This window comes from Pseudomonas sp. MS19, assembly GCF_013277615.1.
In the GTDB taxonomy this organism is placed as follows: Bacteria; Pseudomonadota; Gammaproteobacteria; order Pseudomonadales; family Pseudomonadaceae; genus Aquipseudomonas; species Aquipseudomonas marincola.
On record NZ_VBTO01000007.1, the window covers coordinates 139,043 to 152,699 of the forward strand.

Annotated in this window: 11 protein-coding genes; 8 read left to right on the forward strand and 3 right to left on the reverse strand. The window is 58.9% G+C overall.

What is annotated here, in order from left to right; genetic code table 11:
* Positions 1-8 precede the first annotated feature (8 nt).
* Positions 9-1,460: an Asp-tRNA(Asn)/Glu-tRNA(Gln) amidotransferase subunit GatA gene (gene gatA, locus FEZ62_RS06575; RefSeq protein ID WP_172927207.1), complete on the reverse strand. Its 1,452-nt coding sequence runs from the start codon at positions 1,458-1,460 to the stop codon at positions 9-11.
* A 15-nt stretch (positions 1,461-1,475) separates the two neighbouring features.
* The gene (gene gatC / locus FEZ62_RS06580; RefSeq protein WP_069898033.1) at positions 1,476-1,763 is read right to left on the reverse strand and encodes an Asp-tRNA(Asn)/Glu-tRNA(Gln) amidotransferase subunit GatC; all 288 of its coding nucleotides are present in this window, start codon (positions 1,761-1,763) and stop codon (positions 1,476-1,478) included.
* 236 nt (positions 1,764-1,999) lie between these two features.
* On the opposite strand from gatC, the gene mreB reads away from it, so the two are divergent.
* From mreB to tldD, 8 genes are all read left to right on the forward strand, one after another.
* Positions 2,000-3,037, forward strand: coding sequence for a rod shape-determining protein MreB (gene mreB / locus FEZ62_RS06585; RefSeq protein ID WP_069898032.1), 1,038 nt, complete (start codon positions 2,000-2,002; stop codon positions 3,035-3,037).
* A gap of 85 nt (positions 3,038-3,122) precedes the next feature.
* A complete protein-coding gene (gene mreC / locus FEZ62_RS06590; RefSeq protein ID WP_172927271.1) occupies positions 3,123-4,121 on the forward strand; it encodes a rod shape-determining protein MreC in 999 nt (332 codons plus the stop codon).
* A complete protein-coding gene (gene mreD, locus FEZ62_RS06595; RefSeq protein WP_069898030.1) occupies positions 4,118-4,606 on the forward strand; it encodes a rod shape-determining protein MreD in 489 nt (162 codons plus the stop codon). The genes mreC and mreD overlap by 4 nt, the downstream gene beginning before the upstream one ends.
* 27 nt (positions 4,607-4,633) lie before the next feature.
* On the forward strand, positions 4,634-5,230 hold the full coding sequence (locus FEZ62_RS06600) for a Maf family protein (RefSeq protein ID WP_172927208.1): 597 nt from the start codon (positions 4,634-4,636) through the stop codon (positions 5,228-5,230).
* 181 nt (positions 5,231-5,411) lie between these two features.
* Entirely contained in the window at positions 5,412-6,869 is a 1,458-nt protein-coding gene (gene rng, locus FEZ62_RS06605; protein WP_069898028.1) for a ribonuclease G, read from the forward strand.
* A 31-nt stretch (positions 6,870-6,900) separates the two neighbouring features.
* Positions 6,901-10,716, forward strand: a complete 3,816-nt coding sequence (locus FEZ62_RS06610) for a YhdP family protein (RefSeq protein WP_172927209.1) — start codon at positions 6,901-6,903, stop codon at positions 10,714-10,716.
* Positions 10,717-10,779: 63 nt separating this feature from the next.
* Entirely contained in the window at positions 10,780-11,628 is an 849-nt protein-coding gene (locus tag FEZ62_RS06615) for a carbon-nitrogen hydrolase family protein (RefSeq protein ID WP_069898026.1), read from the forward strand.
* 2 nt (positions 11,629-11,630) lie between these two features.
* Positions 11,631-13,088 (forward strand): metalloprotease TldD, encoded by a 1,458-nt coding sequence (tldD, locus tag FEZ62_RS06620; RefSeq protein WP_172927210.1) that lies wholly within the window; start codon positions 11,631-11,633, stop codon positions 13,086-13,088.
* A gap of 46 nt (positions 13,089-13,134) precedes the next feature.
* Here the strand turns inward: tldD and yjgA are convergent, their stop codons facing one another.
* Entirely contained in the window at positions 13,135-13,653 is a 519-nt protein-coding gene (gene yjgA, locus FEZ62_RS06625; RefSeq protein WP_172927211.1) for a ribosome biogenesis factor YjgA, read from the reverse strand.
* Between the last annotated feature and the right edge of the window lie 4 nt (positions 13,654-13,657).

A 13,657-nucleotide genomic window follows, 5' to 3' on the forward strand; every position in this document is an offset into this window, starting at 1 on the left:
AGTGATCCTTAAAATCCAGCTGGCACGCGAGTGTGCCAATCAGTGACTTGTTGATATTGATGCGCAACGTTGAGCAGCCGGCCTTCCTGGAAGTACGGTGCGAGCAGTTGCACGCCCACCGGCAGACCGTCGACAAAGCCTGCTGGCATCGACAAGCCGGGGATACCGGCAAGGTTAGCGGTGATGGTGTAGATGTCTTCGAGGTAAGCAGCAACCGGGTCGTTGTTCTTCTCGCCGAGCTTCCACGCCGGGTTTGGCGTGGTTGGGCCGAGAATTACATCAACGTCATTGAAGGCAGCGACGAAGTCGTTCTTGATCAGGCGGCGGATCTGCTGAGCCTTGATGTAGTACGCATCGTAATAACCAGCCGACAGGGCGTAGGCACCGACCATGATCCGGCGCTTAACTTCAGCGCCAAAACCTTCGCCGCGTGAACGCTTGTAGAGGTCTTCAAGGTTCTGCGGGTTTTCACAGCGATAGCCGAAGCGTACGCCATCAAAACGCGACAGGTTGGAAGACGCCTCAGCCGGGGCGATCACGTAGTACGCGGCAATAGCGTTCTGGGTGTTTGGCAGGCTGATGTCTTTAACTGTGGCGCCGAGTGCTTTCAGTTGCTCGACAACGGCCATCACGGCATCGGCGATGCGGCTGTCGAGGCCAGCGCTGAAATACTCTTTCGGCAAGCCGACGCGCAGGCCTTTCAGCGGTTGCGTCAGGGCTGCCAGATAATCATCAAGCGGTTGGTCGACGCTGGTGGAATCTTTCGGATCGAAGCCGGCCATGGCTTGCAGCATCAGTGCGCAGTCTTCGGCGGTGCGGGCCAATGGGCCGCCCTGATCGAGGCTGGAGGCATACGCGATCATGCCCCAGCGCGACACGCGACCATAGGTTGGCTTGAGGCCGGTAAGGTTGGTCAGTGCCGCAGGCTGGCGGATCGAACCGCCGGTATCTGTGCCGGTGGCTGCTGGCAGCAGGCGTGCGGCCACAGCAGCGGCAGAGCCGCCCGATGAGCCGCCGGGAACACGTTCAAGGTTCCACGGGTTCTTCACCGCGCCGAAGTGGCTCGACTCGTTGGCCGAGCCCATGGCGAATTCGTCCATGTTCAACTTGCCAAGCGTGACGGTGCCAGCCTCGGCGAGCTTTTCGACTACGGTGGCGTTATAAGGCGCCTTGAAGTTGCCGAGAATCTTCGAGCCGCAACTGGTGAGGATGTCCTGCGTGCAGAACAGGTCCTTGTGCGCAATCGGCGCGCCCAGCAACGGGCTGGTGTCACCGTCAGCGCGACGCTGGTCAGCGGCCTTGGCCTGGCTCAGTGCCAGGTCTTCGGTGACTGTAATAAAGCTGTTGAGCTGCGGGTCGAGTTGCTGAATACGCGCCAGCAGGCTGCGCGTCAGTTCTTCGGCGGAAAATTGTTTAGCGGCGAGTCCGCGGGCGATCTCGGCCAGATTCATTTGATGCATGCTGGGCGTTTTCCCTTACTCGATGACTTTCGGAACGAGGTACAAGCCGTTTTCTACGGCTGGCGCAATCTTCTGATACGCTTCGCGATGATTTTCTTCGGTTACTTCGTCGGCTCGCAGGCGCTGAGTCGTTTCGAGCGGGTGAGCCAGCGGCTCAATGCCCGTGGTATCGACTGCCTGCATCTGGTCGACGAGTCCGAGGATGCTGTTGAGTGTCTCTGTAGTTTGCGGAATTTCGCTGTCATTCAAGCTTAATCGTGCAAGATGAGCGATTTTTTCCACTTCGGAGCGATCAAGCGCCATCGGGTTCTCCATGGAAAGGCGGTCGTCAAGACGGCCAGTTGAAGTGTGAACGGGTTGCCATGCATCGGAAAATGCAGGGAACGGATGCAGTGAACTGGCGGTCAAACGCCGCGATGTTGGGCTCTAGTGCCCAGAAAACAGGCAATCTAACACATTGGTGCCTTGCTCAAAATCCCTACCGTTGTTAGAGTTTGCCGCACTTTTTTACCCACGCGTTTCCTAGGGTCCCATATCCCATGTTCAAAAAACTGCGTGGCATGTTTTCCAGTGATCTTTCGATTGACCTGGGCACTGCCAATACCCTTATTTATGTGCGCGAGCGCGGTATCGTCCTGAATGAACCGTCTGTCGTCGCAATTCGTACCCACGGCAACCAGAAAAGCGTTGTCGCGGTCGGTACTGAAGCCAAACGTATGCTGGGTCGTACTCCAGGCAATATTGCGGCTATTCGCCCGATGAAAGATGGCGTTATTGCCGACTTCAGCGTTTGCGAAAAAATGCTTCAGTACTTCATCAACAAGGTTCACGAGAACAGCTTCCTGCAGCCCAGCCCGCGTGTGCTGATCTGCGTGCCGTGCAAATCCACCCAGGTGGAGCGCCGTGCCATCCGTGAGTCGGCCCTTGGTGCTGGCGCCCGCGAAGTGTTCCTGATTGAAGAGCCAATGGCGGCTGCCATCGGTGCCGGCTTGCCGGTTGAAGAAGCACGCGGTTCGATGGTTGTAGATATCGGAGGTGGTACCACTGAAATCGCTCTGATCTCGCTTAACGGTGTGGTTTACGCAGAGTCGGTTCGTGTCGGTGGTGACCGTTTCGATGAAGCCATCATCACCTATGTTCGCCGTAACTACGGCAGCCTGATTGGTGAGTCGACTGCTGAGCGTATCAAGCAGGAAATCGGCACGGCTTACGCCGGTGGCGAAGTTCGCGAAGTTGATGTGCGTGGTCGCAACCTGGCTGAAGGTGTTCCGCGCAGTTTCACACTGAATTCCAATGAAGTGCTTGAAGCGCTGCAAGAGTCGCTGGCGACTATCGTTCAGGCGGTTAAGAGCGCGCTTGAGCAGTCTCCGCCAGAGCTGGCTTCGGACATCGCCGAGCGAGGTCTGGTGCTGACCGGTGGTGGCGCGCTGCTGCGTGACCTCGACAAACTGCTGGCACAGGAAACTGGCCTGCCTGTTATCGTTGCCGAAGACCCGCTGACTTGTGTGGCCCGTGGCGGTGGTAAGGCACTGGAAATGATGGATCGTCACACCATGGACCTGCTGTCCACGGAATAAGCCATCAGTTGTCAGTCTCAAGCTGCAAGTCGGGCCCGCCCACTTGCAGCTTTTTGTTACTGGCTGATGTGTAGAGGAATTTGTTATCAAACCGCTCTTCACCAAAGGTCCTTCGCTTGGTGTGCGCCTGTTGGTGCTGGCCGTGCTTTCGGTCGCCTTGATGGTGGTCGATGCCCGCTTTGCCTTTCTGAAGCCTTTTCGCAGCCAGCTTGGGGTTATCGTCGAGCCTATCTACTGGCTGGGCAATCTGCCCGTCACGCTTTGGGAAAATACCACCCAGGAGCTGAGCTCGCGCACTGAGCTTGCCGCTGAAAACGAGAAGCTCAAGACCGAGCAGTTGCTGTTGCAGCGTCGCCTGCAAAAACTCGCTGCCCTTACCGAACAGAACGTGCGTCTGCGTGAGCTGCTTAACTCGGCTGCGCTGGTGGATGATGACGTGCTGGCGACCGAGCTGATCGGTATTGACCCGAACCCGTTCACACATCGCATCCTCATCGACAAGGGCGAGAAGGACGGCGTGGTGATTGGTCAGCCGGTTCTTGATGCGCGCGGGTTGATGGGCCAGGTGGTTGAGGTGATGCCTTATTCCGCTCGCGTGCTGCTGCTGACCGACACCAATCACAGTATTCCGGTGCAGGTGAACCGCAACGGCCTGCGCGCCATTGCCAGTGGCACCGGTAACCCGGAGCGCTTGGAGCTGCGCCATGTTGCCGACACGGCCGACATCAAGGTGGGCGACTTGTTGGTAAGTTCGGGATTGGGTCAGCGCTTTCCGTCGGGCTATCCGGTGGCGACCGTAAGTGAAGTGATTCATGACTCTGGCCAGCCGTTTGCGATTGTCCGCGCCATACCGACTGCCAGCCTCAATCGCAGCCGTTACATGCTGTTGGTGTTTACCGACACGCGCACGCCCGAGCAGCGGGCAACTGAATCGGCCGAGGCCGAGGTTGCCGCCGATCAGAAGGCGCTTGAGGAAAAGGCTGAATCGGCAGCGGGTTCCAATACGCCAGCGCCGAGTCAGTCCACCGCACCTGCGCAGGCTCCGTCAACCACAACCCCCGCTCCGGTGAGACCCGCTCAATGAGTGCAACCAGCCCGCGCAATGTTTGGGTTATTTGGGTATCCATGCTGTTTGCTTTGCTGCTCAGCGTCTCGCCGCTGCCAGACTTCATGGAGATGGGCCGCCCGCTGTGGCTGGCGCTGTTCATGACCTATTGGTTGCTGGCTTTGCCGCAGCGGGTCGGTATGCTCACTGCCTGGTGTTTTGGCCTGTTGGCCGATGTGCTCAATGGCGCGCTGCTGGGGCAGAATGCGCTGATTCTGACGCTGGTGACTTTCCTGGTGCTGAGCCTGCATCAGCGCCTGCGCATGTTTCCGCTGTCGCAGCAGTGCATTGTTCTGCTGATGGTCTTTGGCCTCGCGCAGCTGGTTCAGTTGTGGCTCAACGCACTCACCGGCAACCGCCCGCCGACTCTGGTTTTTATCCTGCCAGCGGTGGTCAGCGCCTTGCTGTGGCCTTGGGTTTCGATGATCCTGCGCTGGTTGCAGCAGCGTTTCGGCGTTAACTAACCCCTCCATCAAGCTCGGGATATCCAAATGGCTTCGTTGTATCTGGCTTCAAGTTCACCGCGCCGCAGTGAGCTTCTGCAACAGATAGGCGTGCCGTTCACGCTGTGCATCGCGCCTGTCGACGAGACGCCGTTTGCTGGCGAATCGCCCTGCGACTACGTGCAGCGTCTTGCGCTCGCCAAGGCGCAAGCGGCGCTTGCCAGCATGCCTGAGGGCGACTCGGTCGTGCTTGGCGCCGATACGGCTGTAGTCCTTGGTCAGCAAATTCTCGGCAAGCCTTTGGATCGGGATGATGCATTGGCGACGTTGCGTAGCCTGTCTGGTCGTGAGCATCAGGTATTAAGTGCCGTGGCTGTGGTCAGTGCGCAACGATCGGACGTTCGTGTTGTCAGTACTGCCGTGACATTTCGCGCGCTCAGTGACGCCGAGATCGAAGCCTACTGGGCCACAGGTGAACCCTGCGATAAAGCGGGGAGCTACGGCATTCAGGGGCTTGCAGGGGTGTTTGTGACGCAGTTGCAAGGCAGCTATTCGGCCGTTGTGGGTTTGCCGTTGTGCGAAACAGCAGAGCTACTGGCCAGTTTCGACGTTGCCTGCTGGCAGGACAGCAACCCTACACTTTGATCGCAGACTCTTTAGCGCATGGCGATGATTGAGGCTGTGTATCGCCGACAGTCGCTTTTCTGATTTGTCGCCTGCGCAGCAGATCGCTTACTCTCGTGACATTACGCTGTAAGCTCTCGTCGCCTGCCTCGCGGCATACGTTGCAAGATGCAGCTAGCACCCTCCCGGATGAGACGGACACATGAGTGAAGAAATTCTGATCAATATCACGCCAATGGAATCGCGCGTGGCGGTGGTTGAAAATGGTGTCCTGCAAGAGGTTCATGTCGAGCGTACGCAGCGCCGCGGGATTGTGGGCAATATCTACAAGGGTAAAGTCGTACGGGTTCTGCCTGGCATGCAGGCCGCTTTTGTCGATATCGGCCTGGAGCGTGCGGCATTTATCCATGCCTCGGAAATTTCCACGCGCGAAGGCGCGGCCGTCGAGAGCATCAGTGCGCTGGTGCACGATGGGCAAAGCCTGGTGGTGCAAGTTACTAAAGACCCAATCGGCAGCAAGGGCGCACGCCTGACCACGCAGCTGTCGATTCCTTCACGTTATCTGGTGTACATGCCGCGCACTGCGCATGTCGGCATTTCGCTGAAGATCGAAGATGAAGTGGAGCGTGAACGCCTCAAGCAAGTGGTCACCGACTGCATCGCGGCGGAAGGTATCGAAGAAGTCGGCGGATTCATTCTGCGCACGGCAGCTGAAGGTGCCGGCGCCGATGAAATCCTGATAGATATCCGTTACCTGCGCCGCCAATGGCAGCAGATTCATCAGCAGATGCAAAGCTGCCCAGCGCCCACCCTGATTTATGAAGACCTCAATCTGGCTATGCGCACGCTGCGAGACTTGGTCAGCTTGCGCACTGAAAAGCTGCGGGTCGACTCGCGCGAAACCTTCCAGAAAATCACCCAGTTCGTCGATGAACTGATGCCGGAAATTGCCGATCGCCTGGAACATTATCCGGGTGAACGGCCGATTTTTGATCTGTACGGCGTTGAGGATGAAATCCAGCGCGCACTGGAGCGCAAGGTGCCGTTGAAGTCCGGCGGCTATCTGGTGATCGATCCAACCGAAGCGATGAGCACCATCGACGTCAACACCGGCGCGTTCGTGGGGCATCGCACGCTTGAAGAAACCATTTTCAAAACTAATCTTGAAGCGGCGACAGCGATCGCGCGGCAACTGCGCCTGCGCAATCTGGGTGGCATCATCATTATCGATTTTATCGACATGGAAGACCTTGAACATCAACGTCAGGTTTTGCGCACGCTGGAGAAGCAGCTGGAGCGCGACCATGCCAAAACCAACATCATCGGCATAACCGAGCTGGGTTTAGTGCAGATGACCCGCAAACGCACGCGTGAAAGCCTTGAGCAGGTGCTGTGTGAGCCATGCGAGGGTTGTCAGGGCCGCGGCAAACTCAAAACCCCGGAAACTATCTGCTACGAAATTTTCCGAGAAATTCTGCGCGAAGCACGGGCCTACCAGGCCGAAGGTTACCGGGTGCTGGCGAATCAGCGGGTCGTCGACCGCCTGCTCGATGAAGAGTCAGGCAATGTTGCCGATCTTGAAGCATTCATCGGTCGCACCATCAAGTTTCAGGTCGAGACCATGTACTCACAGGAGCAATACGATGTGGTCTTGCTCTAGCGTGTCGCGCACGCCAAACGAGCGCCGCTAAGTGCTGGCGCTAAGTCGGGGTATCTCGGCGCTGCTGCGTTGGGGGTTGGCGTTGCTTGCCTTGCTGTTGGTGCTGGCAGCGATCTACGTGAGCGTTGGCCGCGTGTTGTCGCCGATGGTGGCCGACTACCGTGATGAAGTGGCGACCAAGGCCACTGAGCTGCTGCACATGCCGGTGACGATTGGCCGTCTGGAAGGCGGCTGGCACGGTTTCGCCCCGGAGCTTATCGCCCATGATCTGGTGTTGGGCGAGGCGGGCGATGCGCTCAAGCTGAGCCGGGTCAGCCTCATCCCTGATTTACTGCAAAGCCTGGTCAGGCGTCAGCCACGCATTGCCCATCTGGTTGTCGAGGGCTTGCGCCTGAGCGCGCAGCAAGACACCGAAGGCAAATGGAGTGTTGCAGGTTTGCCGCAGCCCAAAGCCAGTGCGCCAGTGGACATGCAGCAGGTGCTGCAACAGCTGAAGTCGCTGGAGCAGGTCTCCTTGCACGACAGCCAGGTGACTGTCGAGGCGAATGCGCAGCCGCCAGTCACCCTCAAAGCTATCAATCTGACCTTGCGTCGAACGCTTCAGGGCCAGCGCCTGGATATGCGCCTGCACCTGCCCAACGGCAAGCCGCTGGAGTTGCAAGTTAACGCGGATCTCAACGCGCAGGAGTGGCAAGCCTCGAGCCTCGACGTTTACTTGAAGGTGGCGCCTGGCGATTGGGCTGACTGGATTCCGCCGTCCTACATCGGCGCCTGGCATTTGCAGCAGGCGCAACTGGGCGGTGAGGCCTGGCTGAGCTGGCGCGATGGCGGTGTAGAGCGGGCAGTGACGCGCATGGTGGTGGCGAATCTGCAGGTGGCTCTGGCTGAGCAGGAGCCCGTCGCGCTGCAAGACATCAAGCTCAACAGTTATTTCGCTGCTAACGAGCAAGGTTTTACCTTGCGCATGGCTGACCTTGGCCTGCGCATAGGCGAGGAGCGTTGGGGCAAGGTTCAGCTCGGCATTACCCGCAAGGTTGCTGAAGACACTTGGCAGCTAAGCGCCGATCAGTTCGATGTCACGCCGTTGGTGCCACTGGTAACTGCGCTCGCGCCGTTGTCCGAGAATGGCCGCAAGATCATCGAGACCCTGCAACCGCATGGCAAGTTGAACAACCTGCAACTGGCTTTTAACCCGCAAGCCGAGTTGGCCCGGCGTTTGAGCTTTTCCGCCAATCTCGACAAGGTTGGGTTCTCGGCTTTTGAAGCATCGCCTTCGGTGCAGAACATCAGCGGCAGCGTCGAGGGCGATATCGGCCACGGCGTGGTGCATGTCGATGCCGAAGAGTTCTCCCTGCATCTGGCAACCCTGTTCCCCAAGCCCTGGGTTTATACCAAGGTCAACGGCCAGTTTGACTGGACCTGGGACGAGGCCGGCGTGACGCTGCGCAGCCCGTACCTGCAAGCGATTGGCCCGGAAGGTAAAGCCGGCGCTGATTTCATAATTCGTCTGCTGGCTGATCCCGAAGCGGAAGATTACATGGACCTGCGTGTGGGGATTCGCGAAGGCGATGCGAGCTACACCAGCAAGTACCTGCCAACCCGCGTGCCGAGTTTCAGCCCGCAACTGGGCAAATGGCTGACAGACTCGATCAAGGGCGGCGCGGTAAGTCAGGGCTTCTTCCAGTATCAGGGTTCGATCAATCACGGCTCGCCGCCAACCGCGCACAACATCAGCCTGTTCTTTGATGTTGACGACGCCGAGCTGGATTACCAGCCAGGCTGGCCGGCTCTGAGCAAGGCCAAGGCGCAGGTTCGGGTTGAAGACACTGGCGTGCGCATCGACGTTGCCAAGGGCCAAATTCTCAACAGCACTGTTACCGATGCGACAGCCAATATCGCGCTGGGCGTTCCCGGCGGCGATACGCATCTGTTGATTGACGGCAAGCTGGCCAGCAACGTCGGCGATGCCATGCAGATTCTTCAGGATTCGCCGCTGCCCACGGCTGAAACCTTTGCCGGCTGGAAAGGCCAAGGGGCGCTCGAAGGGGCGCTGAAACTCGATTTGCCGCTGCAGGACATGAGCAAGGTTGTGGTGCAGGTGGATTTCAGCAGCAAGGATTCATCGCTGACCATCGCCTCGCCAAAGCTTGAGCTGAGCAAGATCAAGGGTGACTTCAATTTTGACTCCCGTAAGGGCCTTAGTGCCGATGGTTTGAGTGCGCGGGCGCTCGGCCACACGGTGACCGGCAAGGCCGTTGCCGGCACGCCAGACGGCGCTAGCAATACCCTGTTCGACCTGAAAGGCAAGGTTGCGCTGGAGACGTTAACCCAATGGCTGGCGTTCACCCAACCGATACCAGCAAACGGCGTAATACCGTATCGGCTGAGAATCAATTTGGGCGCGCAAGACAGCTATCTGCAGGTTAATTCCGATTTGCAGGGCCTGGCCATCGACCTGCCTGAGCCGCTGGGCAAGCCTGCTGCAAGCAGCAGCGATGCAGAGTTCAAGATGAGCCTTGGTACAGTGCTCGCGACCTACACGGTGCAATATGCCGACCGCGCCAGCCTGGCTTATACCGCAGGGGCTGAGAACTTCCTGGATGGCGGTGGCCGCCTGGTGCTTGGAGCCGGGCGGGCGCAGCCCGGTCGTAACAAGGGCCTTAATATCAGTGGGCGCATTGCCGAGCTGGATGTCGATGTGTGGCAGGCCGCGATCAAGCCGTATCAGAATGCCCCGGTGGGGGATGCCAAGCAGTTGCTCAATGAGGCGCGCCTGCGCATTGATCATTTCAAGGGCATGGGCGTCGAGGCGGATAATCTCAACCTCGACTTGAAGCGCACAGGCGCGGCCTGGTCGGTGGGGCTCGACAGTTCATTGGCCAAGGGCCAGGTTAAATTGCCCGATTCTTCCAGCACGCCAATCGTGGTCAATCTGGATTACCTCAAGTTGCCCGCACCCAAGCCTACAGCCGACGGCGCGCCTTCTCCGGATGTTCTGGGCTCGATTGACCCGGCCGATGTTCCGCCCATAGACCTCAATATCAAACTTGTCTCGCTGGGCGAGCGTCAGCTCGGCAGTTGGTCATTCAATGCCCGGCCGCTGGCCAACGGTGTGCAATTCAGCAATCTGGCCTTGCAACTCAGCGGCGCCACCATGAGCGGCACTGTCGGCTGGCAGGGCGCGGCGGGTAGCGCCAGCAGTTGGTACAAGGGCCGTCTGGAAGGTGAGAATCTGGTTGATACGCTGGTGGCGTGGGGATTTGCACCATCGGCTACCAGCGAAAGTTATCACCTTGATGTAGATGGACACTGGCCCGGTTCGCCGGCGGGTTTTGCGCTGGCGCGTTTCAGCGGTTCGATGGACGCCTCGCTGAAGAAAGGCCAGTTTGTCGAGGTCAAGGGTTCGGCGAATGCCTTGCGAATTTTTGGCCTGCTCAATTTCAACTCGATCGGCCGACGCCTGCGTCTGGACTTCTCTGACCTGTTTGGCAAAGGCCTCAGCTACGACCGGGTGAAGGGCTTGCTGGTCGCCACCGATGGGGTTTACGTCACCAAAGAGCCATTGGCGCTCAAGGGGCCATCGAGCAACGTCGAAGTTAACGGCACCCTCGATCTGGCGCGCGAGGTCATCGACGCGAAGTTGCTGGTGACGCTGCCGGTCAGTAACAACCTGCCGTTAGCGGTGATCATTGCCGGCTTCAACCCGGCCATCGGCGGTGCGCTGTTCGTTGCCGATAAACTGCTCGGTGACAATATCGCCCGCTTGGCGAGTGTTCAGTACGACATCAAGGGGCCGCTCAGTGACCCCGAATTCACCTTTGACAAACCGTTTGAAAAACAGAAGTAGCGGCGCAAACGGGCAACTGCCCAGCGCCTGTGCTTGTTGTTCTCAACGCTTGCAGGAGCCGGTATGACACTCGCGGTTATCCAAATGGTCAGTCTGCCTGATGTCATGGCCAACCTGCAGGCAGCGCGTCACTTGCTCGAGCGCGCGGCAGAAGGCGGAGCCAGGCTTGCGGTTTTGCCTGAAAACTTTGCCGCCATGGGAAGTCGTGACCTAGCCACGCTGAGCCGTGAAGAGGCGCTGGGGACTGGGCCAATTCTGCCTTGGTTGAAAAAAGCCGCCAGTGACCTCAACCTATGGATAGTGGCTGGCACGTTGCCGTTGCCGCCAGATGGTCAGCCGGATGCCAGACCCAATGCCTGTTCCCTGCTGATTGATGATCGCGGTGAACGTGTGGCCCGTTACGACAAACTGCATCTGTTTGATGTGGATGTTGCCGACAGCCGTGGGCGGTATCGGGAGTCCGATGACTACGCCTACGGCGGCCAGGTTGTGGTGGCTGACACGCCCGTGGGTCGCCTCGGTTTGACCGTTTGCTATGACCTGCGGTTTCCTGAGTTATATGGTGCTCTGCGTGATGCTGGCGCCGAATTGATCAGCGCGCCGTCGGCGTTTACCGCCGTGACGGGCGCTGCCCATTGGCACGTGTTGATCCGCGCCCGGGCGATTGAAACCCAGTGCTACATGCTGGCCGCCGCGCAGGGTGGAACCCACGCAGGTGGCCGCGAGACGTTTGGCCATGCGGCGATTGTCGACCCTTGGGGGCGTGTTGTGGTGGAACAGGCCTCTGGCGAGGCGATGCTGCTGGCCCCGCGTGATGCGGTCGAGCAGGCCAGCATTCGCCAGCAAATGCCGGTTATCCGGCATAAACGATTTTTTGCAGCGGCCGAACCGCGGCTGCCAGGTTTGGAGTAGTTATGAGCGATATGTTGTTATCCGTGTCCGAGCATATGTTGAGTCCTGGCGGCATGAGCCTCGACCTGTTGCCGGGTGTGCTGGGCGAATTGGCCGGCCCCGGTATCGATGCGGCGGACCTGTATTTCCAGAGTCAGGTTTCTGAAACCTGGGTGTTGGAAGACGGCATCGTCAAAGAGGGCAGTTTCAATCTCGATCAGGGCGTTGGCGTGCGTGCGCAGTCCGGTGAGAAAACCGGTTTCGCCTACAGCAATGCAATTACCCCGGATGCGCTGAGCCAGGCTGCTCAGGCTGCCCGTTCGATTGCACGCGCCGGCCAGAATGGCACGGTTCAGGCTTTTAAAACCGCGCAGATTGCGCCTCTGTACCCCCCACATAATCCGCTGGACGTGTTGGACCGTGCGCAAAAGGTCGAGCTGCTGAAAGAGATCGATCAAGCCACCCGCGCGCTGGACTCGCGTATCAAGCAAGTCACCGTCAGCCTGGCTGGCGTCTGGGACCGCATTCTGGTGGCCGCGACTGACGGCAGCCTGGCGGCGGATATTCGTCCGCTGGTGCGTTTTAACGTCAGCGTTATCGTCGAGCACAACGGTCGTCGCGAGCGCGGCGGGCATGGTGGCGGCGGGCGCACCGACTATCGCTATTTCCTTGAGCGCGAAGCCAATAATGAAACCCGGGCAATGGGATACGCCCGTGAGGCGTTGCGTCAGGCCTTGGTCAATCTTGAAGCCATTGCCGCGCCGGCTGGCAGTATGCCGGTGGTAATGGGCGCCGGTTGGTCCGGCGTGCTGCTGCACGAAGCGGTGGGCCATGGTCTGGAAGGTGACTTCAATCGCAAGGGCAGTTCGGCCTACAGCGGGCGGATTGGTGAGAAAGTGGCGTCGAGCCTGTGCACTATCGTCGACGACGGAACGCTGGCAGAGCGCCGCGGCTCGTTGAGTGTCGACGACGAAGGCACGCCGACCCAGTGCACCACATTGATCGAGAATGGCATTCTCAAGGGCTACATGCAGGACAAGCTCAATGCGCGGCTGATGGGCGTTGGCGCTACCGGTAACGGCCGCCGTGAATCCTATGCGCACCTGCCAATGCCGCGGATGACCAATACCTACATGTTGGCGGGCGAGAGCGATCCTGAAGAGATCATCCGTTCGGTGAAGAAAGGCATCTACTGCGCCAACCTTGGCGGCGGTCAGGTGGACATCACCAGCGGCAAGTTCGTGTTCTCGACCAGCGAAGCCTATTTGATCGAAGACGGCAAGATTACTGCGCCGGTCAAAGGCGCAACACTGATTGGCAATGGCCCAGAGGCGATGAGCCGGGTGTCGATGGTGGGTAACGATCTGGCGCTGGACAGTGGCGTCGGCACTTGCGGTAAAGAGGGCCAGTCGGTGCCGGTTGGCGTGGGTCAGCCGACCCTGAAGATTGATGCGATTACCGTCGGTGGTACCGGCGCGTAACAGGGATAAGGGCTTGGGTGGAGTCTGACTCCACCCTGACGATGGCTTAACGCAAACCGCGTTGAGTTTCGTCCAGCTCGCGGATGTATTTGAAGATTTTGCGTGAAGCGGCTGGTGCTTTGTTCTGCGCCAGTTCGTGCTGGGCCTGACGGATCAGGTTGCGCAGGTGTTGGCGGTCGGTCTCGGGGTATTCGACCACGAATTTCTCGAGAATGGCGTCATCGCCGGCAATTAACCGGTCGCGCCAGCGTTCAAGGCCGTGAAAACGCTCGTTGTATTGGCGGGTAGAGGCGTCCAGTTGGTCGAGGAGGGTAAGAATCGCCTCAATGTCCTGGTCACGCATTAACCGGCCAATGAATTGGACGTGGCGTTTTTTGGCCGAGTTGGCCGTGTGCTTGGGTGCCTCTTCGAGGGCTTTGCGCAGGGCATCGGTCAGCGGTAGCTTGTTCAGCAGATCCGGCTTTAGGGTGGTCAGGCGTTGTCCAAGATCTTGCAGAGCATGCAGCTCGCGTTTGACTTGGGTTTTGCTCTTCTCATCGGAGAAGTCATCAAGGTATTCAGACATGGGG